Below are 23,287 nucleotides of genomic sequence, written 5' to 3'. Positions count from 1 at the left end.
GGCGACCCGAGTCACGGGTGCAGCGTCGTACGCATGAGCAGGACGTTGTAGTTGCTGTGCACGGTGGTGAGGAAGTAGAGATCAGGGCCCGACGACCACGGGTGGACGTATGCGCCGTACATGGTCGGGAGTTCGTTGGCGTCGATCAGCACCTCGGGGGCACTCCACGGCCCGGTGGGCTCCGGCGCGCGACGCATCACGACGGAGTTGCGCCAGTCGGTGGTGAGCATCAGGTACTGCCCGAGGAACTCGTTGTACTGCACGGACAGCTCACCTACGCCGCCGAAGACGATCGGAGCCGCCGCGTCGGGGTTCTCGGGTATCCACTTGCCACCGTCCCAGTACTCGTACGCCCCGAGGTCGCGGATCTTCTGTTCGGGAACGCGTGTCAGGTAGACGAGGCCGCCTCGGCCCGCAGGTGTGCCGTACTGATAGACGAATCCGCCGTCCTTCATGAAGGCGCCCATCTGGAAGTTGCGGTTACCGCCCTCCGGGGGGCGGCGCGTCTCGGTGGCCTCGATCCAGTTCTCTCCGTTGTCGGTCGAGAAGGCCAGGCTCGAGTAGTTCGTCTCCCAATGGCCGGGCTCGCCCCAGTTCTTCACCGACATCATGCTCATGTATTGCACCCCGTCGACGGCAATGCCCGCGGTCGGAATTCGGCTGATCTCGACGAACGGAATCTTCGGGCTGGGTATCAGTTCCTTCGACTGGCCGACGATGTCCAGCGGTGTGCTGTCGAAGGTCATGCCGTCGGCAAGGAAGCCATCGGAGCTACGCACGAGGATGCTGCTGCGCCACGACCACAGGCTGCCGTTCAGCAGGTTGGGGATGCCGAGGCCGGCGGTGTCGCCGAAGGCGGTGAGGACCTGCCCGTTTCCGTTGTCCCACATGATCCCGAGGTCGGTGCCGAGCACGTTGTAGTCCTGGGTCCGGTTGGCGCTCAGCAGGCCGGTCACCTGTGCGACAGCCTGACTGCGTCCAGGCAGCACCGGCACCCCGTTCGTCCCGTTGAGGACGGGAATCGGATTGACCGAGTTCGGATTGGCGCTAACTGGTGCGGAGAAGGTGAGAGCGGGGGCGGAGGCGCATATCAGGACCGCAATGGCGGACTGAACTCGGTTTCGTTTCACGGATGTTCCCATCGGTGTCGGAAAACGGCGTGTTCCTGGAGGTTTGACCGAATTCTGGCCGCTTCGACCGCATTCCGGCGCGCGTAATAGGCTAGCTGTGAGCGGTGATTTCCACGAGAAGTAACGAAGGCATTTACGAGATCGTCATTTTCCGTTTTGGAATTGTCCGAAATGGACGTAGGAATGCTCGAACACGTGATTTGCCGCGATCGATCGCGTGGCCTGTACCCTGTGGTAGCGCGGCGATCGGCCGGGCGACAGTGACATGTGCCGCGGGAGACTTCGTTGTCCAAGTAACAGTGCGGGCCCGATTTGCGAAGTACCGTGTTGTGATAGACAGAGCCGCGCGGGCTCTGTCCCGAGGCGCCACGCGCCGCAGAATTTGGATGCAGAGGAGACCAAACATGGGTGCGCAGATCTCGAACTCCACCGAGCTCAGGCAGTCCGCCATCCTCGGGCTGGGGGTTTACCGCCCGGAGCGGGTCGTCAGCAACGAAGAGATCTGTCAGACCATCGACTCCAACGACGAGTGGATCCAGTCCCGTTCGGGCATCAAGAACCGCCGCTTCGCCAGCGACGAGGAAACGGTGCTCGCGATGTCCATCGCCTCCGGCCGCAAGGCCCTCGAGGTCAGCGGCCTCACCGGTGAGCAGATCGGCGCGGTGATCGTCGCCAGCTCCACCTATCCGCTGAACACGCCGCAGTGCGCGTCGCTCGTCGCGGACGCGCTCGGTACGGGTGGTTCGTCGGCGTTCGACGTGACCGCCGGTTGCGCCGGCTTCTCCTACGCGCTGGCCGTCGCGTCCGACATGGTCCGCGTCGGAACCGAGGACTATGTGCTCGTGATCGGCTCCGAGCGCATGAGCGACAGCACCGAGCCGACGGACCGCAGCGTGCGGTTCATCTTCGCCGACGGAGCCGGCGCGGCCGTTGTCGGACCGAGTGACGTTCCGGGAATCGGCCCGGTCGTGTGGGGCTCGGACGGCTCACAGGCGCACGCGATCCGCCAGGAGCCGGACTGGGCCGAGTTCCGGGTGGATCAGTCGAACGGTGGTCCGTGGATCCGGATGGATGGCACCACCGTCTTCCGCTGGGCGGCGTTCGAGATGGGCAAGGTTGCCACGCAGGCCGTCGAGCGCGCCGGTGTCGAGCTCGAGGACCTGGGCGCGTTCATCCCGCACCAGGCGAACGGTCGTATCAACGAGGTCATCGCGCGTCAGATCAAGCTGCCCGAGTCGGTTGCGGTGTCCGACGACATTGCCGAGACCGGCAACACCTCGGCCGCGTCGGTTCCGCTGGGGATGGAGGAAGTGCTCCGCACGGGTAAGGCGAAGCCCGGCGACCTGGCGCTGCTGATCGGCTTCGGAGCTGGCCTGTCCTACGCGGGTCAGGTCGTGACGCTGCCGCCGCTCGCCCAGGACTGACGTCGCCGAATACCTTGGACGGGCCCGCTCGCGCCGCGAGCGGGCCCGTCGTTTTTCACGGTCGCTGCCTTTCACGGTCGCTGCCTTTCACGGACACTGCCTTTCAGGGGCACCGTCGTCCGGGCTCTGCCGTCCGGGACCACAATCGTTCGGCACGTGACAGCTACCATTGCCGCCGCGCACAGTTCGTATGAGAGGTGGGGGTTCGGCCGTCGATGGGTGCTTTGAGAGTCCACACCTCCTGGGTGGCCGGATTCGCAGTCGTCGCAGTGCTGTTCGCGGGAGGCTGCAGTGCGGAGGTGGCGTCGGATCGATCCTCGACCCCCGCGCCGGACAACTCCGCCGCTGTCGGGCCGACGTCGGACCGCCCGGTCGGCGACCCTGTCGCCTCCGATGATGCGATGGTGCGACTGGCCGCGCTGCCGACCAAGCCGCGCGCGTCCAGGGATGGATACGACCGCGCACAGTTCGGTCAGGCGTGGACCGACGACGTCACCGTCGACGGTGGCCGCAACGGTTGCGACACCCGCAACGACATCCTCGGCCGCGACCTCGTCTACACGACCACCGATCCCATGTCCCGCGGCTGCACGGTGCTCTCGGGCACCCTCGAGGACGCCTATACGGGCAAAACGATCCGGTTCGTGCGCGGCGCCGACACGTCCGATGCCGTCCAGATCGACCACGTCGTCGCGCTTTCCGACGCATGGCAGAAGGGCGCGCAGGAACTCGACGAAACCACCCTCCGCAACCTCGCAAACGATCCACGCAATCTGCAAGCCGTGGACGGTCCGACCAATCAGGCCAAGAGCGATGCCGACGCCTCCGAATGGCTGCCGCCCAATCAGGCGTACCGCTGCACGTACGTCGAGCGGCAGATCGATGTGAAGATCGCCTACGGCCTGTGGGTCACGCAGGCGGAGCGCGACGCGATGGCGCGCGAGCTCGCGTCCTGCGCCGCAACGGAATCCGGGACGTCGAGCGCGGTCACCACGGTCGAGCCGGCGGCGGCCAACGCCTCGCCGACTGGTTCGTCCACGACGCCCAGCGAGGTCTACTACCCCAACTGCACGGCCGCGCGGGCTGCGGGCGTTGCCCCGCTGCAGCTAGGGCAGCCCGGGTACCGCGCCGGGATGGACGGCGACGGCGACGGGGTGGCCTGCGAATAGGATTTCGGGGTTGGCGACACCGAGTCAGTACGTTGCCGGATCCCAAACGTAGAACGGCAGCGGCAGCGCCAACGGGAGCATGATGCTGCCCAACGGGCTGTACAGGTCGAAAGCACCCTCCGTGCCGACCAAGTCGACCAAGCTGCCGGCACCCTCGAACGCACCCAAGGACCGCACAAGTTGGTGCCTGTTGCCCGACGGGTCAAGCTGATAGACCGCGGTGACGCCGTGCCATGACTTGCAGTAGATGTCGGCCGTTCCGAACGGGCTGAGTACGGGATTCGTTGTAACCGTTGCAGGTTCCCACGGGAGGCGGAAGCTGTCACTGCACGGCGTCCACTCCAGTCCCCCGGACCCGATATCCTCAGCGGCTGCTGTCGGCGCGGAGATGATGCCCACCCCGACTGCCAACAGAACTCCAGCGACAACGAACCGCGAACGCTTCATCCGACCATCCTCCAAGTACGTAGTGGTTGGTCTGCTTTTCGGCGCAGCGTTCGATTGCGTTACTAACGATGGACGTGGATGGGCATTCCGCCATTGGAGCTCGCGGGTTCATGGGGCACGCGAAGGTGACCACGACCCGCAGTGTGTACGCGCACCTGTTCGCCGACGACCACAGCGCCGCAACGGCTTCGTTCGGAACGATTGCTGAACCATCCGTGCGTCCCGGCAAGAATCGGAGCAAGCGCTGTGACGGTGGCAGCGGGCCAATCCTGGCTGACTCATACCTTGCCTCGTCACATCTGATGGTGCACCTGAGGTACTGGTAGCCCCGACAACAGGCAAAGCCCGACGAGAAAAGATTCTGGCCAGGTCCGGCAGAGAGCCGATGACGGAAATCGAACCCGCGTTCTCAGCTTGGGAAGTCGGTCGGCGTCGAACATGCGGGTCCGTGGTCGTCCACGAAACCGTCCACAGCATGCACGAAGTGTCCACGGCCGTATCCGGCGGTCCTTCGGGGTTCGCGCGTTGTAGTGACATCGCCGTGACATCGAGCGATCTGTTCGCCATCTGGGGCCACTGCGGACAGGGACCGATCCGAGCGGAGTTCAGCGCGGTCCAGCCGAACCGGTCGGGGGTCATTCTTGGGGCGGTTTCGGAGAAGTTCTGAACCCTCCGCACGGTTTTCCGCCCTCCCCTGCGGTGGAGGAAATGGGCGGTCGAGGTCCCCACCCCCTCCCTGGGGCGGGGCAGGTGGGTTCGGGCGGGTACATGACAAACGAACCTGATCGGTGTTGATACCGGTCAGGTCCGTTGTCGTGTCCGCTGGTTCTATGCGGTGGTGGAGATCTTCACGATCGCGGAGGGGTGGGGGAAGCCGAAGCCAACGCGGGTGATGGCGCGGATGGCGATTTGGTCGGAGGTGAAATGCGACTGGTCGGAGACCTTGAGGTCGGTGTCCTTACGCATCACGACGAACACCCGGTCGACGGGGATGCCCCAGACGACGCCGTCGGGGATGCCGGAGAACTCTTCTAGCGGCAGCCCGAGGATGGTTCGCTTGGTGGGTTCAGTGGGATCGTTCCCGAGAAGGGGTTCGTTGCTGCCCTCGGCCTTCTTGACCTTCGCCATCGTGAGGGCGGTGGTGGGGTTCGCAACCCAAGCGGTCAACGTTGCGCCGACGGTGCGGGCTTTGGAGATCGCTTCGGCGAACGGGTCGGTGTTGGCGTAGGCGTCCCCGGCGTCGACGGTGGATACTCCGGTGAGTCCGGCCAAGCCCTTGGGTGCGGGGGCGTCGAGGTCTCCGAAGAACGCGGCGTCGATTTTGCCGGCCACGTCACGGGCGATGCCTTGCCCCACGATTTCCTGCGCTTCGGGGCTGGAGTCGTCGGCGAGTTCGGAGCTGATCACCGACAGGGTGGCGAGCTTGCTCGGGGTGACGGTGAGTTCATCGGATTGCAGATCGGAGACGGGGATTTCCTCGCCTTCGCCGACCCAGGAACCGGAGGGGTCGTCGGTGATGACGGGGATGCGCAGGGTGGTGGAGCTGGTGTGGATGGCGGTCGCGGCCTGCATCGCGACGGACAACCGGGTCGTGGGCTGGACGACGAGGCCGTCGATCTCGTCGGGGGTGAAGGCTGTCGCGACAGCGGTGGAGGTGTAGTCGGCTGGGGCCATGATGTGAGTTCTCTTTCAGGAGGTTAGGTGTGTCTCGCGTCGCGTCCTGCGCGGGGTGCGGTGCCCTCCTGGGGCTGCGTTGGCCGTTCGTGGGCGCCTGGCCCAGCCTGTTCGGCTGGGTGACACGTTACAGGCCCGCCCCGACATCATGTGTGGGGCGGGCCTGTACGGGTGGGACTATCGACGCAGTGCGTTGGACCAGTTGGTGTGGGCCGGGAGCTGGTGCTCCCCTCCGCCCTGGCGGCGGTCGGGTTTGGGGGTACGAGTCTTGCCCCAGGCGGGATGTTCGGCGAGGACTTCGTCTACGGCGGCGGCGACCTTGGCATAGTCGATGGTGCCATTGTCGCCGCGGAGGTCATCGAGGTCGATGCCGGCGACCCACAGGTCTCGCGGGTCGGCGAGTTCGACCGCGAGCTGTTCGGCTTCGCGGCGCTCGTAGGCGGTGACCCGATCGCGGAGAGTATCGCGTTCGGCTTCTGTGTCACGGAGCTGGCGGCGGTACCGGGCCGCTTCCGCGTTGTCGGACTTGCGTGTCTGCTTCTCCTCCTTGACCGTTTCCTGCTTCTGCTCGGCGCCCTGCTGTTTGAGGTCGTCGGTATCGGTGGCCTTGTCGTGTTCGCTGTTGTCGGTGGGTGCGGTCATCAGCGCAGTCCTTTCATCAGTCGGGTTCGTACATTGGCGACGTGGGTGCAGGTGGGGTTGCGGCTATATCCGTCGGCCACCCATACCCGCCCGGAGTTATTGCGACGGAATCGGGCTCGCATTTCGTTGCCGCCGACGCAGTCGGTGCAGTGGAAGCGAACCTTCATGCCTCCTCCGCAGCGTCGTGGAGTTGATCGGCGAGGGTGTGGGCTTCGGTGGTGGACAGGGCCAGCCACAGCCCGCACAGGCGGATGAGGACGGGCCGTGTGGCTTGGTGGTCGACGATCACGAGGGGTGTGATGTCGCGTGCTCGCAGCTTCATCACTCGTTCCCGGTGACGTTGCGGTAGGCGTCGTCGAGGATCGGCCGGTAGTAGAGGCCGGGTGAGAGGTTGTCGACCGGTGTGAGGGTGAGGTCGAGGAGGTCTTGCACCGTCGTCCACAGGGCGTTGGCAGCTACGAGCCCGAACCTCTCGTGGCCGATCCTGCTCAACCACTTCATCGACACCTGGTCGAGGACATGACGGGCTTGGCAGTGGCGGGCGATGTCGAAGGCGGGGCCAATCGAATCCGCCTGCATCTGGCCGACGTTCACTGCGGCGAACGGTGCGCCGTTGTCGTCGACGATCGTAGCGTTCTGAGGCTGCGGTTTCAGATTCTCGTTAGTCATGTGGCTTTTTCCTGTGCTCGGGCGACGGGAGCGGGGCAGGTGGTGGTGTGTGGGCAGTGGCGGCAGAGTCTTTCAGCGGCGTGCATCGCCGTTACTCGGTCGGCGTGGGGTTCAGGATGTAGTGCGGTGTCGAACAGTTCGTGATGTCCTCGACAGGCTGCATTCGGCAGGTTCGGCAGGTCCGTCAGGATCTCGGCGAGCAGGGGCAGGACACCGGGTTCACGTCGAGCGGTCACGGGTAGCCCCCGTAGTAGCGGTCTCTCATGGTTGGGTACTCCTGTTTTCCCAGGTTGCGGGTGGCGAGCGGGGGACTGGGGGAAGGCTCAGTCCCCCACCCGTTTACGCAGGTCAGATGTTGTTTTCCGGTGGGGGACTTCTTGGTCCCCCGGTCCCCCACTACGCCACCTTGTCGAGTTCGTAGAACCGGCGTTCTTCGATGGCGATTTCGCGGATCATGCCCGACTCGATGAGGTCCGACAGGACCAGTTCGAGGTGAGGTCGAACGTCGCTCCTGAGAGACTTCGCCAGCTCTCGGATGGGGGTTCGGCCGCGTCGGGTCAGGTAGCGGAGGACGCCTTCTCGTGCGCGCCGGACGTCGCCCTCGTACTTGTGATCCTCGACGATCGCGGCGCGTTCCCCATCGGCTTGTGCGCGTGCCCGATTCGCTTCTCTGACCCGCTCTGCGAGGGTGGCCTCGATACCGGTGCGGGTGCGATCGGATACCCGCATGATGGTTCCGGCGAGGTGCCAGTCCTCGGCATCGATGACAGAGCGGCCGTCCAGGACCATCAATGCCGCGGCAACCTTCAACCGGGTCAGCATCCGGTGTCCGTCGAGGGGGTCGACCTGTTCCCCGCGCAGGGTGGCGAGCCGGTGCGCGTCCATCGCTGCGCGCGCTTCGTCGGGCACCTCGAGATGTGCGGTGCCAGACCCGAATCGTGGCAGCTTGACCGTCCACGGCTGCGGGGTCTGTGGTGCCGCGTCGGGGGCGTCGGGATCATGCACGGGCATGAACACGAAGCGCTGCGGGGTGCCTCCGTCCGCGTCGTGCAGCAGCGGCCCGGCCTTCATGGGCTGCACGCCGATGGTCAGGCTCGCACGGTACGAGTGCGCCGAGAGGATCGAACGGGTTGCCTTCGTGCCGTTGTTGAATCCGAGTTGTTCTCCTATGAACAGCTTGCGGAGCTCCGGCATGAGGGTTGCGCCTTGTCGGGCACCGAGCGCGGCGAGGGTGTCGACCTCGGGGGCATCGAAGAGTGCCCTGGTTCGCGGGTTCGGTTCGTTGTCGTCGGTGCCGGCGGGCCGGTAGGTGCGCGAGATCCCCTCACCGGAGCCGAGGGGGAACTCGTCGATATCGATGGGCCGCCCGTTATGGTCGACGATCCGCACTGAGTCGCGGGCGGTTCCCATTGACACGCCCTTGCCGGCACCGGACGGACCGACAAGGGCGGCGAAGAAATTCAGCGAAACCGCAGCACCGGGTTTTGGTGGCAACATGATGTTCGGTTCGAGCGCCGCGATGAGGCGGGCGAGGACGACGATGAGCACTGACCACGGCCCCGCTCGTCGGGATCGGGAGTACTCGAGGACATGCGCGAGGGCGTCACGGGCCAACCAGAATGCTTCGGGTTGAGGCAGTTTCGTCACGGTGGCGTTCACGCGGCGACCTCCCCTCGTAGCGCGGCGAGGCGTTGCGCGTGCTTGACCGCATCGGTGCCGCCCTTGCGGAGTAACGGCAATAAATCCGTCTCAGGGAACGAATAGGCGGCTTCGGCGAGTGCCTTACCGAGGGTTTCGAAACGTGCCCGGTACGACTGCGCGACGAGCGCCGCGGTGTAGGACTGCGGGGCAAGAGTGTTCGCGTCGACGCCGCAGGTGATCGCATCGAGCAGAAACCGTTTGACCGTTTCGCTGAGCAGACCGCGGCGTGCCAGCTCGTCACCGACTGCGGTTCCGTTGTGGGATCGGCGGGCGTCGAGGAGGGAGAGCACCACCTCGACAACGATTCGCGACGCCGGGTTTTCGAGGTCGTCGAGGTCGAGCAGTCGTGCAGCCTGGCGGGTGTCCTCGGCACGTGCCCACATCAGCGAGCCAGCAGTGAGGACCTCCAGGGATGGTTCGAGACCGATCGGCCGGGTAAGGCTGTCACACACCATGTAGACGTCCTTCTGTAGGGGCCAGGGGGCCAGACGGAACCCGGGCTCGGTACGTCAGTCGCGAGGCGATGTCAGGAAGTCGGAGACCGGCCAGGCGCGGGACTGGATAGCCCGAAGCGCAGTGGTAACCAGTTCTAGGACGGCCGCCGGTCAGACCGCCTCGCCCGTGTCGATGCCGGCATGTTTTCGGTACGCTCATGGTTGAACTTGCTCCTTCAATTGCTGGTTGGGCTGGTTCTGGTTGCCCCTGGTTGCCGTTGCCGCGGCGCCGGGGGCGTTCTCGTTCTCCCACTCGTTCATGTCACTCATCCGCAGCCTCGGACTCGAGCTTTGCCACCAATTCGCAGATGGCGCTCTCGGGGATCAGGCGACTCTTGCCGATCTTCACGCTCCGCAACTGCCCCGAGTTCATCAATCCATAGAGAGTGGAGCGACCAACGCCTAGCCGCTGAGCAGCAGATTCGAGCCGATGGAGAGACGCTCCAGTCGGGTTGGACATAGGGACCGCCCTTCGTCTGTCGAAGAATGGCAAAGATGTTCTTCGCCGTACGCAACCATACGCACAGGGTTTCTCGTGACGCAAGAAGTATGCGAGAATCTTCGTATGACGAAGAGTGATGAGGTTGATCAGCCTGCGTGGGACGTAGAGCTGGTGCGACGTTTTGGCCTGGCCGCAAAGACCGCACGAGGCCAGCGTTCAGCAAAGTGGCTGTCCGACAGGACCGCTGAGCTGGGCCACCGAATCTCACCCACTGTGATCGCCAAGTTGGACTCAGGTCATAGGGGAGGTGTTCTCCAAGTGGCGGAGCTCATCGTGATCGCGGCAGCTCTGGAAGTCCCTCCACTTCTATTGCTCTACCCCAGCGTCATGGGGGGCCAGGCCGATTGGCTACCTGGGAGAACCGCGTCTTCCGGGAGCATCATTCGCTGGTTCGATGGCGAGGCGTTCGAGAGGGATGACGGACACCTGTCCGGCACGGCTGTTGGTCAGCTCGCCAAGACCGAGAGTGAGAACGAGAAGCGTCGTCGCCGAGGCACGGTAGCAATCAACCTGTCACGCGAGCATCTATGGGGACTTGAATACAGAGAAATGCTCGTCTATCGGATAGATCGCGCGCGTGAACGCGGTGACCAGACGACCGTTGACGCGACAGTGGACCGATTGCGTCGTCTTGACGAGGACCTCGCCAAAGGGATTGAGAGAATGACCGAACTAGGCATGGATACTTCTGGCGGATTCGATGGCTAGACAGCACCTAGTCCTCTCTTTGGCATGACGGTCACCGTGAATTCGCGAGGAAAGCCGGTCCAGCAGATCCGGCTTCTGAACGGGGGGATTTGATGAGCGCTAGGCGGCAACGGCTTCTTCCTGGGATGAAGAAGGTGACCTTGAAGTCGGGTGAGGAGCGTTACGAGATCACCCTCGACGCGGGCACCGACCCGGGGACAGGGAAGCGTCGGCAAACGCGGAAGCGCTACAAGACACTCGAAGATGCGAAGAACGCCTACTCGAAGATCAGCAGCGAAGTCGGTGCCGGGACATATGTAGCCCGGTCTACTGTCACAGTCGAGCAGGTGTGCAGTAACTACATCGCGGGTCGCCACAACCTGCGAGCAACGTCGCTGTCCAAACTCGCCTACGATCTCGCCCCGCTACGTGAACGTCACGGCGAGCTTCCAGTCCAGTCGCTCACGAGACGCCACATAGACGATCTCGTGCGTGATCTCTGCGTTGGCGGGACTGTCACCGAGAAGGGCAAGTCTCGTAGGCCTTGGTCACCATCTGCCGTCAACAAGGTCATCACCACGATTCAGCAGGTTCTCGCTGACGCCTTCTCTCAGGGGGTTGTGCCTCGGGTCGTCGCCGCCGGGGTGAAGCGCGTCCCGATGCCGCACAAGGAGATGAGCACATTCACTGCGGCGGAGGTGCGAACGCTACTGGCAGCTGCCGCCGACAATCGTCTGGGCCACGCCTGGCACCTTGCTTTGGCTGGGCTGCGACGCGGGGAGATTGCGGGCCTCCGATGGTCCGACGTGGACCTGGATGCAGGCTTCCTATCGATCTCGAAGAGCCGCGTAATGGCAGGAAATAGAGCGGTGGAGAACGAACCGAAGACGGCGACCTCGAGACGCACCCTGCCGTTGTCTGAGCCTCTGAAGGCTTCATTGAGGATGGCACGTGCGTCGCAGAGGCGTGAACGTCTGGCGGTAGGTCCTGAGTACGGGCTTGGTGAATACGTCGTCGTCAACGAGGTCGGGCAGCCCTACACCCCGGCCGTACTGTCTCGATACTGGCGAGAGATGACAGTCGCAGCGGGCGTGCGTTCGATCCGCCTTCACGATGCACGGCATACGGCTGCGACGACCCTGCACCTTCAGGGTGTGCCTGTCGCGGTGATTGCGGCGTGGATCGGCCACGCGGATGCGAGTTTCACGATGAAGGTCTACGCACACAGTCAGAACGACGCATTGAAGGATGCTGCGTCCGTTCTGGGGTCGGTAGTGACAACGAAGTGACAATCTGGCCCCACTCGAACGTCCGTGTGACAGCAAAAAACCCGCTCCGACAACCGTCGGGGCGGGTTTCTTCGTGGAGCCGATGACGGGAATCGAACCCGCGTTCTCAGCTTGGGAAGCTGATGTTCTACCATTGAACTACATCGGCACGCAGGGCTTTTGTAGCGGTTGCCACCATTTCAGGCACCTCGCCCCGCAAGCGGAAACTGTAGCAGAAGTCGTAGGGCGTGTGCCCGAGAGTCGAAGCTGACAAGCGTCAAGTGGCGATTGCCCAGGTTCATGTCCATCGTCATTGACGGCACCGGTAGCCTCTCCCTGTGCTGCTCTCAGACCGCGATCTTCGTGCCGAGATTTCCTCCGGACGGCTGGGCATCGACCCGTTCGAACCTGAGATGGTGCAGCCGTCCAGCGTGGACGTTCGACTCGACAGCCTGTTCCGGGTCTTCGACAACACCAAGTACACGCACATCGACCCTGCACTGCGGCAGGACGAGTTGACGTCGCTGGTCGAGCCCACGCCCGGTGAGCCGTTCGTGCTCCACCCGGGGGAGTTCGTCCTCGGATCAACCCTCGAGGTGTGCACCCTTCCCGACAACCTCGCTGGTCGGCTGGAAGGGAAGTCGAGTCTCGGCCGCCTAGGGCTGTTGACGCATTCCACAGCCGGATTCATCGACCCCGGGTTCAGTGGTCACATCACGCTCGAACTCTCGAACGTGGCAAACCTGCCGATCACGCTGTGGCCGGGTATGAAGATCGGCCAGCTGTGCCTGCTCAAACTCACCAGCGCTGCGGAAAACCCTTACGGCAGTTCTGCGGTCGGGTCGAAGTATCAGGGCCAACGCGGCCCGACACCCTCGAGGGCGTACCTCAACTTCGCGACGCACCCGGGGAGCCAGGCGTACTGAGGCCTCGCTCGCGAGCCGAGACGCGAAGCCACAGGCGGTTCTGCGGCGCTGGTCTACCGCCCCGCATTGCGGCGGGTCTCTGGGCTGTGGAGGAGCGGCGAGTGTTGGCGGTTCAAGGACGAACAATTGTTCAGGTCTGCGCTTCTGGGCGCGGCTGTATAAACTCGACTGGTTCAGACACGCCCGGCACGAAGCGTCGGCCGGGCGTGCCCTCGATCGAAGGCGATTATGAGTGCGGTTCTAGGGGTATCGGTCGGGACCGGATTCGTGCGGATGGTCCAGCTCCCCGATCCCGGGCGATTGGGGGCGCCGGTGAGGGCCGAGCGCCGGTCGATCGCTGTCGATACCTGGGCTCCAGAGGAACTCGCCGCTGAAGCAGTCGGTATCGTCCTCGCGGATGCAGCGGAGTCGGGATCGACTGTCCGAGTCAGCATCGCCTACAGCGATGAGGCTCAGGCCGCCGCACTGGACGCAGCGCTACGCCGTCAGGGAGTGACGAATTTCCGGTTGGTCCCCGAGCACACCGCGGTCTTCGAACGGTTGATCCAGGACGAGCGTCTGGCGACTCGGCGCACTCTCGCGCTCTACGATCTCGGAAGCTCGGGGCTCACCGTGAGCCTGGTCGATCGGTCCACCGGTTCGGTCGTCGCCTCAGAACGCAGCACACGGTTGCGTGGCAGCGACCTGAACGCCGACGACTTGAACACCGACGATCTGAGGACACTGCCGCTCGAGATATCCGGCCCTCCCGCCATTGCGTTGATCGCGGAGTCTGCCGATCTGGTCGGGGAGCTTGCCGATCAGTCCGGTTCGGTGCCCGACGTTGTCGTCCTTCTAGGCGGCGGAACGCACGCCCCTGAGGTGCGGTCGGTGCTCCAGCAACGCTCCGCCATCCCGATAGTGGTCGCAGAGGCCCCGGAGTTCACGGCGGCAACAGGGGCGGCGCTCCTCGCGGCTCCGGTCGGGAAGCCCACGGCAAAGCCTCGGCGGCCGTCGCGAACTACGAGACCGCGCTCGGTTTCGAGATTGCAGGTGGCCGGAGCCGTAGTGGCAGGTGTGGCACTTGTCGCCATTGCGGTCATCGGATTCGGCCTCGGCTATGGCAGAGCATACTTCGGGCCTGAAGCTGTGGCATCAACTGAGGAACCCGCGCAGCCTGCTGTGGATTCGGCGCCACGGTAGGCGTCGCAGCGGGCACGCATCCGCGGCCCTGCCGGCCTCGAGTCAGAGGGTGTGGCGACCGCGGCGCCGTCGTCGAGAGATCTGGGTGGCGACCCGTGGCCGCGCGAGGAGTACCGCGATCGCGGTCGTGAGGGGAACGGACAGCGCGAGCGCGGTACCGCCCACCGCGGACCGCGCGACCTCGATGGCGACCGCGTCGCCCGTCAGCACATCCCGAACGGAGTCGCCCGAGGCGCTGAAGAGTAGGAGCAGCGGAAGCGCGCCGCCGGCGTAGGCGAGTACCAATGTGTAGACGGTGCTTGCGATGTGATCGCGTCCCACCCGCATCGCGGCTGCGAAGATGGTCCGACGGGAAGCCGACTCGTCCATCGATGCGATCTCGAACGCGGCCGACGCCTGGGTGATCGTGACGTCGTTGAGTACACCGAGCGACCCGATGATGAAGCCGGCCAGCAGGAGCCCGGTGATGCTGACCTGTTGAATGTAAGCCTGGACGTTGACGTTCTGTTCCTCGGACAGGCCGGTCAGGTGCGTCATTCCGATCGCGGCGGTGGACAGTACTGCTGCGACGAGCATCGATGCCAATGTCCCGAGCAACGCGGAACTCGTCCGTAGGTTCACCCCGTGCGCCAGGTACAGGACGACGTACAAGATCGCCGCGCCCGACACGAGGGCCACGGGTATCGCGGGTTTGCCGTCCAACAGCGCGGGCAGGGTGAAGACGAGTAGCACGCCGAAAGCGAACCCGAGTCCTAGCAGTGCGCGTAGCCCGCGCCATCTAGCGACCGCGACGATCGCCACCACGAACACGGCGACGACGAGTGTCAACGGCAGTCCCCGTGAATAGTCGTTGAATGAGTAGGCCGGGGTGCCGGTCGCATCGGTCTGGCGGACAAGACGAATGTGATCGCCTACCCGCAGGTTCGGTTGACCCGGTCCCGGCACGATCTCGAGTAGTGTGCGGGTTCCCTCGTTGGGCCCGGACTCGATGGTGACGAAGCTCCGTTGGCAGTCGATGCCGCCGCTCGTCACAGGGGGCGGTGCGGGGTCGCCCGAGAACGCCCGCCCTGCGGATGAGCTGCCGCACGGCGCCAGGTCTTGCGCGACGATCGTCCCGGCTTCGGTCGTGACGCCGAGGCCGTCGGCCCCCTGGAACGGCAACTGGATCCCGACGTGCTCATTGCTCGGCCACAGGATCGCCGCTGCGCCGACGACCGCGATCGCAACCGCGACGAGAATCGCTACGACGACTCGGGCTGCGGTCGGACCGACCGGTGCCGGTCCCTCGAAATGTCCGTGGCCGTGTCCGTGACTACCGGGCTGGAGGTCTGGACTGTGTTCTCCGCTGGGCGACAGGCGCGTTGTCATCGGCTTCGTCTCTGCACCAGAGCAGGCTAGCGGGAGGTCGCGGTAAGCGACGGTGACGGGGAGCAGGGGGGGCATCCCCGCCACCGGTACCCCGTCGCCCAGGGGGGGAGGGGGCAGGACGAGGCGCTTACGGGCCCTCGCGGAGGGCCAAGAGGTGAGACTACCCTAAGTACGCGCGAATGTGATCAATTGGGAGATTTTTTTCGGTCCCTTGCGTGAGGACGTCGACAACGAGCGGCCTACGCCCTTGCGCAAGTCCGTTCGCTTCGCGAGTACATCCAACCGTGGTCGAAGCGGATCCGCTTGGTGTGGGCCACGGGCTCCGTCCACCACGGGCTCCGTCCACCACGGCCACGCCTACTGCTTGTAGCTGGACAGGAAGTTGCCGAACCGTTCGATCGCGACGGCCAGATCGCGTGCCCACGGCAGCGTCACGATGCGCAGGTGGTCGTGGTCGGGCCAATTGAAGCCGGTGCCCTGGACCATCAGGATCTTCTCCTGCAGCAGCAGGTCCTGTACCAACTTCTCGTCGTCGTAGATCTCGTGGACGTTCGGATCCAGGCGGGGGAACGCGTACAACGCGCCGCGCGGCTTGACGCATGACACGCCGGGGATCATGTTGAGTCGCTCCCACGCGATGTCGCGCTGCTCGAGCAGGCGGCCGCCGGGCAGCACGAGGTCATCGATGCTCTGGTGTCCGCCGAGCGCCACCTGGATGGCGTGCTGACCGGGAACGTTGGGGCACAGCCGGGTGGAGGCGAGCACGTCCAAGCCCTCGAGGAAGCCGGACGCGTGATCCTTCGGTCCTGTGATCGCGACCCACCCCGCGCGGTAGCCGGCGACGCGGTAGGCCTTCGACAGGCCGTTGAATGTGAGGCAGAGCAGATCGGGGGCGAGCGTGGCCAGCGAGACGTGCTTGACGTCGTCGTAGAGGATCTTGTCGTAGATCTCGTCGGCCAGCAGCAGTAGTTGGTGCCTGCGTGCGAGGTCGACGAGCTGCGAAAGGACCTCCGCCGAGTACACCGCACCCGTCGGGTTGTTCGGATTGATGACCAGCAGAGCCTTGGTCTTGTCCGTGATCTTGGACTCGATGTCCGCGATATCGGGGTTCCAGTCGTTCTGCTCGCTACACAGGTAGTGCACCGGCGTGCCGCCCGACAGGCTGGTCATCGCCGTCCACAGCGGGTAGTCCGGCGCCGGGATGAGGACCTCGTCGCCGTCGTTGAGCAGCGCCTGCATCGTCATCGTGATGAGCTCGGAGACGCCGTTGCCCAGGTAGATGTCGTCGACGTCGAGCTCCGGGAATCCGGGCACCAACTCGTATCGGGTGACGATCGCGCGTCGGGCCGACAGGATGCCCTTGGACTCCGAGTATCCCTGCGCATAGGGCAGGGCGGCGATCATGTCTCGCATGATCACGTCGGGTGCCTCGAATCCGAACGGGGCCGGATTACCGATGTTGAGCTTCAGGATGCGATGCCCCTCGGCCTCCAGGCGTGCCGCGTGCGCGTGCACCGGCCCACGGATCTCGTACAGCACGTTCTGCAGTTTGGTGGACTGCTCCAGCGTGCGCTGCGGGCGACGTGGACGAGGGGAATCTGCAATGCTCACGGCCCCCATGATTCCACCCGAGTGCAAGCGGGTATCGAACGGCATGTTTCCGTGGCACCGTTACCACCTCCGGATGGCGTTCTACCGGAGGCCTGGTGTTGCATGCGTCACAGCAAATGTCGCGCCCAGCCCGCCAGCGGCGGAGCCCGCGAGCTCCTGCGAACGGGCCTGGGTTTCGCAGCGGACACCGGATCAGATGCAGATCGGGAGCACCAGCGACCCGAACGGGATGACGAGGCAAAGCGCCGAACCCTGTACGGGGGTCTGGGCCTCGGACAGTGACGAGGCCGAGGCTGCCGGCGCGCCGAACGCGCCCAGGGAGAGGGTGACCGCGAGAGCGGCGAGTGCTGCGGAAATTCTGCGTGTCATGAGAGGAACCTTCGCTTCCGATGACATGCGCAATGCGCACTGTGTCCATCGTCGCCCGATGTGCGTTGTGCCACAAGACCGTCAAACGAACAGGTGTGTTACAGCCGGGGACAAACCCGGCGTTCCACACTTTCAGGACGCCGTCGCCGACCACTGCCGCCACCGCTGAACGCGTACCGCGACCACCGGCCCTGACGGCCGCATCGACCGATACTGCGGATACTTGGCAACCAGGGAGTCGATAGCGGAGCTCGATTCACCGGCGTCGGTCGGCAGTACCTCCGCAGTGCCGTCCACACGCACCCACCACAGCTGCGCCCAGTCGTCGTCGTAGTAATCGACGAGCAGACTTGCGCGTCCCGTCGCGGCGATGTTCGCCAAACGCCTCAGCCGGCGGGTGGTCTTGGGTTTGTCATCCACCGCGGTGTAGACCGTGTCCCGCACGACCGCGAACACCACCGGAACCACGTGCGGAACGCCGTCCGCCGACACCGTCGCCAACCGCGCGACGGGGGCGTCGGTGAACCGCAGGGGCAGATGTGCGGACATGGGTGAACAGTACGTCTCGATCGCTAGTGTGTCCCTATGGCGCATCACGCATCGACCGTGGCTCGCTACGGTTCGTGGATCTCACCGATCACCGCCGCCGACGTCGCCGCCAGCGGGCACCTGGTTGAGGGGGGCTGCTTCGTTGCCGACGCCGTGTGGTGGTCGGAGCAGCGTCCCACCGAGGGTGGTCGGTCCGCGATCCGACGTCTCGGCTCGGACGGTGAGCCGGTCGACATCCTGCCGGCGCCGTGGAACGCGCGGACTCGTGTGCACGAGTACGGCGGCGGCGCGTGGGCGGTGACCGCCGACGGGGTGCTGGTATTTGCCGAATTCAGTGACCAGCGGCTGTACCGGTTCGACCCGTCCGTCGATGCCGCGCCGCTGCCCATTACGCCCGTGTCGCCGACCCCGTCCTCGGATCGCTACGGCGATCTCACGATCGTCGGTGACGAGGTGTGGTGTGTGCGCGAGTACTACCGCGACGGGACGCCGAAGCGCGACATCTGCGCGATCCCACTCGACGGACGCGCGGAGGACGACCCGGCGGCGATGCGTTCGATCGTCGCAGGCTCCGACTTCCTTGCCTACCCGCGACTGTCGCCGGACGGCGAGCGCCTTGCCTGGATCGCCTGGAATCATCCGCAGATGCCCTGGGACGGGACCGAACTGCGCGTGCTGACGCTGGCTTCTGGCAAGGTCGATGTCCTGCTCGGTGGCCCGGAGGAATCGGTGCTGCAGCCCGAATGGGCCGACGTATCCACCCTGAATGTGATCAGCGACCGGAGCGGCTGGTGGAACCTCTACCGCGTCGCGGCGAACGACGATGCCGTGGAGCCGATCTCCCCGACGAACGCCGACTTCGGCGCCCCACTGTGGCAGCTCGGCGCCCGCTGGTACGTGTTGCTGGAAGGTGGTCACCTTCTCACTACCCGCACCGTCGGTACCGACACGCTGGGGCTTATCGTCCCGTCCACGGGCGAGCTTCGTGATGTCCAGCCCGAAGGAATCTCTTCGGTGCAGATCTGCGACGTAGACGGACGCAGGGTCCTGCTGCTCTGCGGCGGTGCGCAGGTCGCGTCCGGGCTGCGCATGCTCGACCTGGACACCGGGGCGCTCACCGACGTTCGGCTCTCGGTCGACGGACTGCCCGACGTCGCATACCTGCCCGAGGCGCGGGCGCTGACCTTCCAGGGCCCGGAACGTGAGGTGCATGCGGTCGTCTACCCGCCCCACAACCCCGACTACGACGCCCCGGATGGCGAACTGCCTCCCTACGTCGCATTCGTGCACGGCGGGCCCACCTCACATGTCGCTCCCGCGCTGCAGCCGGTGTATGCGTACTTCACGAGCCGCGGTATCGGCGTCGTCGACGTGAACTACGGCGGGTCGAGCGGATACGGACGCGAGTACCGAAACCGGCTGCGCGGCCAGTGGGGAGTAGTCGACGTCGAGGACACCGTCGCGGCCGTCCGCGGTCTCGCAGACGCGGGGCTTGCCGACCCGGATCGTCTTGCGATCGAAGGTGGTTCGGCCGGTGGATGGACCGTGTTGTCCGCGTTGACGACGTCAGATGTGTTCGCGTGTGGTGTGTCGTACTACGGCGTCGCCGAACTGGTCGAGTTCGTCAAGGAGACTCACGATTTCGAGTCCCGGTACGTCGACGGACTGATCGGCCCGCTGCCGGGGGCCGCCGACCTCTACACCCGTCGGGCGCCGGTCAACAACGTCGACGGACTGTCGTGTCCGGTGTTGTTGCTGCAGGGTCTTTCGGACCCGATCGTGCCGCCGTCGCAGGCCGAACAATTCCGCGATGCACTCGTACAGAAGCAGATTCCGCACGCCTACCTCTCCTACGCGGGTGAATCCCACGGGTTCCGGAAGGCCGAGACGATCGTCAGCGCCCGCGAGGCGGAACTGTCGTTCTACGGTCAGGTCCTCGGCTTCGAGACGCCCGGCGTCCCGCAGTTGGAGCTGTGGCGGCCGTAGCAGTTGCGTTGGAGCCCGCTCCACGGCTGGTGCCGCAACCTGACTGAACACTCCCTTTGACAGCGTCACACAGGCTTTCGCCGTTGAACGGGTGTGTGATCGCTGGATCAGGGGTGTGACGGCCACGGTTGCGGCATGTGGTCGACTTGCCCGCGCGACGGAGCAGAGAGGCGTGACCACAGACGAAGGCGCCCCCACCGCGGACGGTGAGGGCGCCTTCGTCTGTGCCTACTTCTTGCGACCTGGTGCCTTGGCTCCGGCCTTGAAGCCGAGTCCGCCCGGCTTGGCCTGCGGCGGAGGCGTGCTCGACGCCTCCTGCTTCGGCGCCGCCTCCGCCTGCGGTTCGTCGGCCTTCTCGGGCTCGGACTCGGGCGTCGCTGGGGCCGGCGCCGGTGTGCTCTTGGCGCCGGGTGCCTTCGCCCCGCCCTTCATCTGCAGGCCCTTGCCGCCGGGAGCCTTGGCCCCGCCCTTCATGGCGAGTCCGCCGGGCTTGGCCGTCGGTGCCGCGGGAGCAGCCGGAGTCTCCGCAGCCGGGGCCGCCGCTTCAGGGGAAGGTGCCGGCGTGGCAGCCTTTGCGCCGGGTGCCTTGGCGGCGCCCTTCATCTGCAGGCCCTTGCCGCCCGGTGCCTTCGCGCCGGACTTCATGCCCAGACCACCGGGCTTGGCGGTCGGTGCCGGGGGCGTCTCGGCGGCCGGTTCGGCGGGTGCCGGCGTGGCAGCCTTTGCGCCGGGTGCCTTGGCGGCGCCCTTCATCTGCAGGCCCCTGCCGCCCGGTGCCTTCGCCCCAGGCGCCTTCGCGCCGGGGGCCTTGGCCAGACCCTTCATCTGCAGGCCCTTGCCCTGGGCCGGCGCAGCCGCAGGAGCGGCCTTCGCGGCCGGAGCGGCTTCGGGTTCGGCAGCCGGTGCGGCGGGCGCCGCGGCAGCCTCGGCGGCCGCCGGAGCAGCGGCCGGAACCTTCTCGCGCTGCTCGACCTTGATGTTCGCAGTCAGCTGTTCGGGATCGAGACGCGTGACGGATTCGAGCATCATCTGCGCGACATCGACGACCTCTACACCCTCGCCCTGGCCCTGCTCCTGGCGAGCAGTGACGCCGTCGGTGAGCATGACGCGGCAGAACGGGCAGCCCGTCGCGATCTTCTGCGTCGATGCCCCCTGAGGCGATGCGCCGTTCCCGCTCAGCGTGGTGAGGGCTTCGTCGACGCGATCGACGTTGATGCGCTTGCCGAGTTGCTCCTCCATCCACATCCGGGCACCACCGGCGCCACAGCACATGGAACGCTCGCCGTGGCGTGGCATCTCCGCAAGGTTTGCGCCCGACGCCTCCATCAGTTCACGCGGCGCGTCGTACACCTTGTTGTGACGGCCCAGGTAGCACGGGTCGTGGTAGGTGACATTCTCTTCGAGCTTGGCGACGGGGACGAGCTTCTTCGCCCGCACCAGGCGGTTGAGCAGCTGCGTGTGGTGGACGACCTCGTAGGCACCGCCGACCTGCGGGTACTCGTTGCCGAGCGCGTTGAAGCAGTGCGCGCACGTGACGACGATCTTGCGCTTGTTGTCCGGGGTGCCGTCGAACACCGTGTTCAGCAGCTCGATGTTCTGCATAGCGAGCTGCTGGAACAGGAATTCGTTGCCCGCTCGGCGGGCCGAGTCGCCGGTGCAGGTCTCCTCGGCGCCGAGGACCATGAACTTCACGCCCGCGGTCGCCAGCAGTTCGGCGACGGCCTTGGTGGTCTTCTTCGCGCGGTCCTCGTAGGCGCCGGCGCAGCCGACCCAGAACAGGTACTCGTAGTCCTCGAAGGAATCCGCGTCCTGGCCGTAGACCGGGATCTCGAAGTCCATCTCGTTGATCCAGTTGAGGCGGTCCTTGGCGTTCTGGCCCCAGGGATTGCCCTTGTTCTCGAGGTTCTTGAACAGACCCGCCAGCTCGGACGGGAAGTCCGACTCGATCAGGACCTGGTAGCGGCGCATGTCGATGATGTGGTCGACGTGCTCGATGTCCACCGGGCACTGCTCGACACACGCACCGCACGTGGTGCAGGACCACAAGGTCTCGGGGTCGATGATGCCGCCGAGTTCACCCTCGACCGACTCGCCGACCAGGGGGCGCTCGGCCTCGGCGCGAGCAGCCTCCGGGATTGCGGCGAGCTTGTCCTCGAGGACCTTGCCCTCGGCGTCGACCAGCCCGACTTCGTCGCCGCCCATGTCCTTGCGGCCTCCAGCCAGCAGGTACGGGGCCTTGGCGTAGCCGTGGTCGCGCAGGGACATGATGAACAGCTTGGGCGACAGCGGCTTGCCGGTGTTCCAGGCAGGGCACTGCGATTGGCAGCGACCGCACTCGGTGCAGGTGGTGAAGTCCAGCCAACCCTTCCACGAGAAGTCCTCGATCCGGCCGGCACCGAGGGTGTCGGTATCGGGATCGACGTTCTCCATGTCGAGCGCGCGGCCCTTGGACATCATCGGCTTGGCCGCACCGAGAGCGACGTCACCGTCGTCCTCACGCTGGAAGTAGATGTTGAAGAAAGCAGAGAAGCGGTGCCAGGCGACACCCCAATTGATGTTCCGGCCGACGATGTACAGCCAGATCATGGCCGACATCAGCTTGACGAACGCAAAGACGGAGACAAGTCCCGGGCTACCCGGGATGAACTCGGCGACGCGCATGGTGAAGAAGTCGGTCCACGGATTGGCATGACCGTAGGTGGCAATCTTGCCGGCCTTTACGAGAATCATGCCGAGGCCCTCGATGAGGACAACCGCTTCGACAAAGTATGCCGCGCGGAAGTTGGAACCACCGAACCGTGAGAGCCGCGCGGGCCCGCGTGGGTGGTTTCGCTGGCGAATGATGACCAGGGCGATGATGCCGATGACGGTGCCGATTCCCAGCAATTCATCAACGAAGTGGTAGACGGCGGTTCCGCCGATGAGCGGCCAGCCTCCTTCTGGGTTGAAGGTCTGGATGTAGGCCTCCATCGCAACGATCGATCCCAGCAAGAATCCGATCATCACAAGCCAGTGCGCCCAGCCGACGGTGCGGAACTTGTTCATACGGGTGTGCGCGAGGATCTCCGCAACCATCTGCTTGAACCGCGGGAAGAACGGTCGCCAGCGGTCTGGGGCGGGCTGACCGATCCGGATGGCGCTGACGATCTTCCACACGCCGAGGAAGAATGACCCCCACGCGGGAATGCTCAATAGCACGCCGATTGTGCCCAACGTGATCGTCAGGGCGTTCATGTCGAGGCCTTTCGTTTCGGGGCAGCACGCGTGCCGCCTGGGGTCAGCTCAGCCACAGATCGTAACCGCTTCTAAGTTACTGGCCAGTAACTTAGGGTTTCTACCTGTCAGTAACATAGCGCGTGGCACGGCTTCCTGCATCTTTGCCTCCAGACGCGACGTTCGGAGGGTGGTGAGGATGCTCTAACGCGTCACTCGCGGGTCTGGGTGAACCGCTCGATCCGGGCTGGATTGGGTTAACGGTATGCGGTGCCC

21 protein-coding genes and 1 tRNA gene are annotated in these 23,287 nt (G+C 65.2%); 7 read left to right on the top strand and 15 right to left on the bottom strand.

Annotated features, from left to right (window positions below; all coding sequences use genetic code 11):
* Window positions 1–11: 11 nt before the first annotated feature.
* Window positions 12–1,142: a DUF4185 domain-containing protein gene (locus EGT50_RS13885; RefSeq protein WP_127955229.1), complete on the bottom strand. Its 1,131-nt coding sequence runs from the start codon at window positions 1,140–1,142 to the stop codon at window positions 12–14.
* A gap of 392 nt (window positions 1,143–1,534) precedes the next feature.
* On the opposite strand from EGT50_RS13885, the gene EGT50_RS13880 reads away from it, so the two are divergent.
* Both EGT50_RS13880 and EGT50_RS13875 read left to right on the top strand, forming a co-directional pair.
* Window positions 1,535–2,554: a beta-ketoacyl-ACP synthase III gene (locus EGT50_RS13880; protein ID WP_127955228.1), complete on the top strand. Its 1,020-nt coding sequence runs from the start codon at window positions 1,535–1,537 to the stop codon at window positions 2,552–2,554.
* A gap of 215 nt (window positions 2,555–2,769) precedes the next feature.
* Window positions 2,770–3,723: a GmrSD restriction endonuclease domain-containing protein gene (locus EGT50_RS13875; RefSeq protein WP_127955227.1), complete on the top strand. Its 954-nt coding sequence runs from the start codon at window positions 2,770–2,772 to the stop codon at window positions 3,721–3,723.
* A 24-nt stretch (window positions 3,724–3,747) separates the two neighbouring features.
* On the opposite strand, the gene EGT50_RS13870 is transcribed toward EGT50_RS13875, so the two are convergent.
* The 8 genes from EGT50_RS13870 to EGT50_RS17350 all read right to left on the bottom strand — a co-directional run bounded on the left by EGT50_RS13870 (window position 3,748) and on the right by EGT50_RS17350 (window position 9,810).
* Window positions 3,748–4,170: a hypothetical protein gene (locus EGT50_RS13870; RefSeq protein ID WP_127955226.1), complete on the bottom strand. Its 423-nt coding sequence runs from the start codon at window positions 4,168–4,170 to the stop codon at window positions 3,748–3,750.
* 828 nt (window positions 4,171–4,998) lie between these two features.
* Window positions 4,999–5,844: a phage major capsid protein gene (locus EGT50_RS13865; RefSeq protein WP_127955225.1), complete on the bottom strand. Its 846-nt coding sequence runs from the start codon at window positions 5,842–5,844 to the stop codon at window positions 4,999–5,001.
* 177 nt (window positions 5,845–6,021) lie between these two features.
* Window positions 6,022–6,486 (bottom strand): hypothetical protein, encoded by a 465-nt coding sequence (locus tag EGT50_RS13860; RefSeq protein WP_127955224.1) that lies wholly within the window; start codon window positions 6,484–6,486, stop codon window positions 6,022–6,024.
* Between the two features lie 163 nt (window positions 6,487–6,649).
* On the bottom strand, window positions 6,650–6,808 hold the full coding sequence (locus EGT50_RS17070; RefSeq protein WP_164873414.1) for a hypothetical protein: 159 nt from the start codon (window positions 6,806–6,808) through the stop codon (window positions 6,650–6,652).
* Window positions 6,808–7,155 (bottom strand): hypothetical protein, encoded by a 348-nt coding sequence (locus EGT50_RS13855; protein WP_127955223.1) that lies wholly within the window; start codon window positions 7,153–7,155, stop codon window positions 6,808–6,810. The genes EGT50_RS17070 and EGT50_RS13855 overlap by 1 nt, the downstream gene beginning before the upstream one ends.
* 396 nt (window positions 7,156–7,551) lie before the next feature.
* Window positions 7,552–8,814 (bottom strand): hypothetical protein, encoded by a 1,263-nt coding sequence (locus EGT50_RS13850; RefSeq protein ID WP_127955222.1) that lies wholly within the window; start codon window positions 8,812–8,814, stop codon window positions 7,552–7,554.
* Window positions 8,811–9,311 carry a hypothetical protein gene (locus tag EGT50_RS13845; protein WP_127955221.1) on the bottom strand — a complete coding sequence of 167 codons (501 nt, stop codon included), beginning with the start codon at window positions 9,309–9,311 and terminating at the stop codon, window positions 8,811–8,813. The genes EGT50_RS13850 and EGT50_RS13845 overlap by 4 nt, the downstream gene beginning before the upstream one ends.
* Before the next feature lie 301 nt (window positions 9,312–9,612).
* Window positions 9,613–9,810, bottom strand: a complete 198-nt coding sequence (locus EGT50_RS17350) for a helix-turn-helix domain-containing protein (protein ID WP_127955220.1) — start codon at window positions 9,808–9,810, stop codon at window positions 9,613–9,615.
* A gap of 300 nt (window positions 9,811–10,110) precedes the next feature.
* Between EGT50_RS17350 and EGT50_RS13835 the strand changes: the two genes are divergently transcribed.
* The gene (locus EGT50_RS13835) at window positions 10,111–10,560 is read left to right on the top strand and encodes a hypothetical protein (RefSeq protein WP_127955219.1); all 450 of its coding nucleotides are present in this window, start codon (window positions 10,111–10,113) and stop codon (window positions 10,558–10,560) included.
* A gap of 125 nt (window positions 10,561–10,685) precedes the next feature.
* Window positions 10,686–11,828, top strand: a complete 1,143-nt coding sequence (locus EGT50_RS13830) for a site-specific integrase (RefSeq protein ID WP_235870749.1) — start codon at window positions 10,686–10,688, stop codon at window positions 11,826–11,828.
* A gap of 74 nt (window positions 11,829–11,902) precedes the next feature.
* On the opposite strand, the gene EGT50_RS13825 is transcribed toward EGT50_RS13830, so the two are convergent.
* Window positions 11,903–11,976 (bottom strand) — tRNA-Gly (locus EGT50_RS13825).
* A gap of 169 nt (window positions 11,977–12,145) precedes the next feature.
* On the opposite strand from EGT50_RS13825, the gene dcd reads away from it, so the two are divergent.
* Window positions 12,146–12,733: a dCTP deaminase gene (dcd, locus tag EGT50_RS13820; RefSeq protein WP_127955217.1), complete on the top strand. Its 588-nt coding sequence runs from the start codon at window positions 12,146–12,148 to the stop codon at window positions 12,731–12,733.
* 228 nt (window positions 12,734–12,961) lie between these two features.
* On the top strand, window positions 12,962–13,915 hold the full coding sequence (locus tag EGT50_RS13815) for a hypothetical protein (RefSeq protein ID WP_127955216.1): 954 nt from the start codon (window positions 12,962–12,964) through the stop codon (window positions 13,913–13,915).
* Between the two features lie 42 nt (window positions 13,916–13,957).
* On the opposite strand, the gene EGT50_RS13810 is transcribed toward EGT50_RS13815, so the two are convergent.
* The 4 genes from EGT50_RS13810 to EGT50_RS13800 all read right to left on the bottom strand — a co-directional run bounded on the left by EGT50_RS13810 (window position 13,958) and on the right by EGT50_RS13800 (window position 17,812).
* The gene (locus EGT50_RS13810) at window positions 13,958–15,283 is read right to left on the bottom strand and encodes a YibE/F family protein (protein ID WP_127955215.1); all 1,326 of its coding nucleotides are present in this window, start codon (window positions 15,281–15,283) and stop codon (window positions 13,958–13,960) included.
* Window positions 15,284–15,640: 357 nt separating this feature from the next.
* On the bottom strand, window positions 15,641–16,903 hold the full coding sequence (locus EGT50_RS13805) for a pyridoxal phosphate-dependent aminotransferase (RefSeq protein ID WP_127955214.1): 1,263 nt from the start codon (window positions 16,901–16,903) through the stop codon (window positions 15,641–15,643).
* A gap of 183 nt (window positions 16,904–17,086) precedes the next feature.
* On the bottom strand, window positions 17,087–17,263 hold the full coding sequence (locus EGT50_RS17065; protein ID WP_164873413.1) for a hypothetical protein: 177 nt from the start codon (window positions 17,261–17,263) through the stop codon (window positions 17,087–17,089).
* Between the two features lie 132 nt (window positions 17,264–17,395).
* Window positions 17,396–17,812 carry a TIGR03668 family PPOX class F420-dependent oxidoreductase gene (locus tag EGT50_RS13800; protein ID WP_127955213.1) on the bottom strand — a complete coding sequence of 139 codons (417 nt, stop codon included), beginning with the start codon at window positions 17,810–17,812 and terminating at the stop codon, window positions 17,396–17,398.
* 36 nt (window positions 17,813–17,848) lie between these two features.
* On the opposite strand from EGT50_RS13800, the gene EGT50_RS13795 reads away from it, so the two are divergent.
* On the top strand, window positions 17,849–19,798 hold the full coding sequence (locus tag EGT50_RS13795; RefSeq protein WP_127955212.1) for a S9 family peptidase: 1,950 nt from the start codon (window positions 17,849–17,851) through the stop codon (window positions 19,796–19,798).
* A 228-nt stretch (window positions 19,799–20,026) separates the two neighbouring features.
* Here EGT50_RS13795 and EGT50_RS13790 read toward each other — a convergent pair whose 3' ends face one another.
* Window positions 20,027–23,032: a (Fe-S)-binding protein gene (locus EGT50_RS13790; protein ID WP_235870748.1), complete on the bottom strand. Its 3,006-nt coding sequence runs from the start codon at window positions 23,030–23,032 to the stop codon at window positions 20,027–20,029.
* Window positions 23,033–23,287 lie beyond the last annotated feature (255 nt).

Source organism: Rhodococcus xishaensis, assembly GCF_004011825.1.
GTDB classification, from domain to species: Bacteria; Actinomycetota; Actinomycetes; order Mycobacteriales; family Mycobacteriaceae; genus Prescottella; species Prescottella xishaensis.
This window is presented reverse-complemented; position numbering and strand designations above follow the sequence as displayed.

Bases quoted from the DNA above. Each gene is read 5' to 3' on its own strand.
- EGT50_RS13810 (WP_127955215.1), bottom strand. From the start codon at position 15,283: ATGACAACGCGCCTGTCGCCCAGCGGAGAACACAGTCCAGACCTCCAG.
- EGT50_RS13855 (WP_127955223.1), bottom strand. From the start codon at position 7,155: ATGACTAACGAGAATCTGAAACCGCAGCCTCAGAACGCTACGATCGTC.
- EGT50_RS13870 (WP_127955226.1), bottom strand. From the start codon at position 4,170: ATGAAGCGTTCGCGGTTCGTTGTCGCTGGAGTTCTGTTGGCAGTCGGG.
- EGT50_RS13800 (WP_127955213.1), bottom strand. From the start codon at position 17,812: ATGTCCGCACATCTGCCCCTGCGGTTCACCGACGCCCCCGTCGCGCGG.
- EGT50_RS13845 (WP_127955221.1), bottom strand. From the start codon at position 9,311: ATGGTGTGTGACAGCCTTACCCGGCCGATCGGTCTCGAACCATCCCTG.
- EGT50_RS13795 (WP_127955212.1), top strand. From the start codon at position 17,849: ATGGCGCATCACGCATCGACCGTGGCTCGCTACGGTTCGTGGATCTCA.
- EGT50_RS17350 (WP_127955220.1), bottom strand. From the start codon at position 9,810: ATGTCCAACCCGACTGGAGCGTCTCTCCATCGGCTCGAATCTGCTGCT.
- EGT50_RS17070 (WP_164873414.1), bottom strand. From the start codon at position 6,808: ATGAAGCTGCGAGCACGCGACATCACACCCCTCGTGATCGTCGACCAC.
- EGT50_RS13830 (WP_235870749.1), top strand. From the start codon at position 10,686: ATGAAGAAGGTGACCTTGAAGTCGGGTGAGGAGCGTTACGAGATCACC.
- EGT50_RS13880 (WP_127955228.1), top strand. From the start codon at position 1,535: ATGGGTGCGCAGATCTCGAACTCCACCGAGCTCAGGCAGTCCGCCATC.
- EGT50_RS13815 (WP_127955216.1), top strand. From the start codon at position 12,962: ATGAGTGCGGTTCTAGGGGTATCGGTCGGGACCGGATTCGTGCGGATG.
- EGT50_RS13865 (WP_127955225.1), bottom strand. From the start codon at position 5,844: ATGGCCCCAGCCGACTACACCTCCACCGCTGTCGCGACAGCCTTCACC.
- EGT50_RS13885 (WP_127955229.1), bottom strand. From the start codon at position 1,142: ATGGGAACATCCGTGAAACGAAACCGAGTTCAGTCCGCCATTGCGGTC.
- EGT50_RS13875 (WP_127955227.1), top strand. From the start codon at position 2,770: ATGGGTGCTTTGAGAGTCCACACCTCCTGGGTGGCCGGATTCGCAGTC.
- EGT50_RS13860 (WP_127955224.1), bottom strand. From the start codon at position 6,486: ATGACCGCACCCACCGACAACAGCGAACACGACAAGGCCACCGATACC.
- EGT50_RS13805 (WP_127955214.1), bottom strand. From the start codon at position 16,903: ATGGGGGCCGTGAGCATTGCAGATTCCCCTCGTCCACGTCGCCCGCAG.
- EGT50_RS13790 (WP_235870748.1), bottom strand. From the start codon at position 23,032: ATGAACGCCCTGACGATCACGTTGGGCACAATCGGCGTGCTATTGAGC.
- EGT50_RS17065 (WP_164873413.1), bottom strand. From the start codon at position 17,263: ATGACACGCAGAATTTCCGCAGCACTCGCCGCTCTCGCGGTCACCCTC.